Source organism: Paraburkholderia podalyriae (assembly GCF_014397785.1).
Lineage (GTDB): Bacteria > Pseudomonadota > Gammaproteobacteria > Burkholderiales > Burkholderiaceae > Paraburkholderia > Paraburkholderia podalyriae.
Map to the genome: position 1 here is coordinate 1 of NZ_VZQQ01000239.1, position 1,088 is coordinate 1,088.

1 protein-coding gene and 1 pseudogene are annotated in these 1,088 nt (G+C 60.8%); one reads left to right on the forward strand and one right to left on the reverse strand.

Annotated elements, in window-relative coordinates; genetic code table 11:
• A pseudogene (locus F6X42_RS43670) lies at nt 1-228 on the forward strand (H-NS family nucleoid-associated regulatory protein); the annotation flags it as partial.
• 64 nt (nt 229-292) lie between these two features.
• Here F6X42_RS43670 and F6X42_RS42795 read toward each other — a convergent pair.
• Nucleotides 293-931, reverse strand: coding sequence for an SEL1-like repeat protein (locus tag F6X42_RS42795; RefSeq protein WP_187639755.1), 639 nt, complete (start codon nt 929-931; stop codon nt 293-295).
• Between the last annotated feature and the right edge of the window lie 157 nt (nt 932-1,088).

The following is a 1,088-nucleotide window of genomic DNA, read 5'->3' on the forward strand; positions in this document are numbered from 1 at the left end:
CCGGCTCCGGCGTGGCTAGCCGGTGCGAAAGACCGGGCAAAGTTTCTGATTGCTAGCGTTAGCGGAGTTGCAGATTCTGGCGCTGCGAGCAAGCCGAAAGTCGTCGCGAAGAAACCCGCGACAAAGGCGGCGGTAGCGAAGAAGGCACCGGCGAAGAAACTGGTTGGCGCCAAAAAGGTGGGCACGACGACGAATGTCGCGGCTGCGCCGGAAGCTGCGGCTGCTTAATCGACCGTGTAAGCGAGCACACAGAGCTCGCTTTTTTTGCGTCGGCACGCGCGATTGGCGTGGTTTACCTCGAACGGGTCCGCAATGCGTCCAGGCGGGCGGCGCATTTTGCGTTCGAACCACCACGCTTGTAGGCCTGTGCCGCCTTTGTGCTGTCGGGGACGACGTCGCCGGGAGCACTCGTACCCCAGCGTCCCTCCCAATACAAGCCCAAGTTATACGCGGCCGACCGGTGTCCAAGCTCCAAGGCCGTGGCATACATGTCCTTGGCCATCTCAAGGTCGGTGTCCATGCCACGACCAAGCCTCGCGCTGTCCGCAAGAGCCGCTGCCGCCATGCCGCGAAGCGGGTCACTCGCCATATCGTCCTTCAGGACATCGCCCAGAATGACGTGTCCGCCCTCGAAATCGGCAGGCCCACCTGTCTCCGTGACAAGAGACAGTGCAAGGGCGACCCGGAGCGACGGGTGCCGGTCAGGGCCAACCCGTTCAAGAAGGCGCCGGCCGAGATACGGTGCGCCCGGCAACGGGCTTGTGAGCAAGCCATTCGCAATGGCCGCGATTGATTCAAGTGAAAGAAATCCAACCTTGTTCGCTGACACAACGTGCCGGAAGAACTTTTCTATGTCGAGTGCCGGGTCGCTCTGGCGAAGTTGTGCCCACTCACGTTCAATTTGGCCCAACCAGCTGGAATCTACAGACATCAGATTTCGCGTCCTGTGGTAAGTGATGCGCACAATGATACCTCACCGCTACTGCTGTCCGATGCCCCAAGCCGGGCGGGGCTGTGTTCGCTATAGCTCAAGTCGGTGACTGCCGCTCTGCCCGAGCAAGGTTCTCATTGATTTTTCCGTCGCGGCT

Excerpts from the sequence above, each read along its gene's own strand:
- F6X42_RS42795 (WP_187639755.1), bottom strand. The coding sequence starts at position 931 with ATGTCTGTAGATTCCAGCTGGTTGGGCCAAATTGAACGTGAGTGGGCA.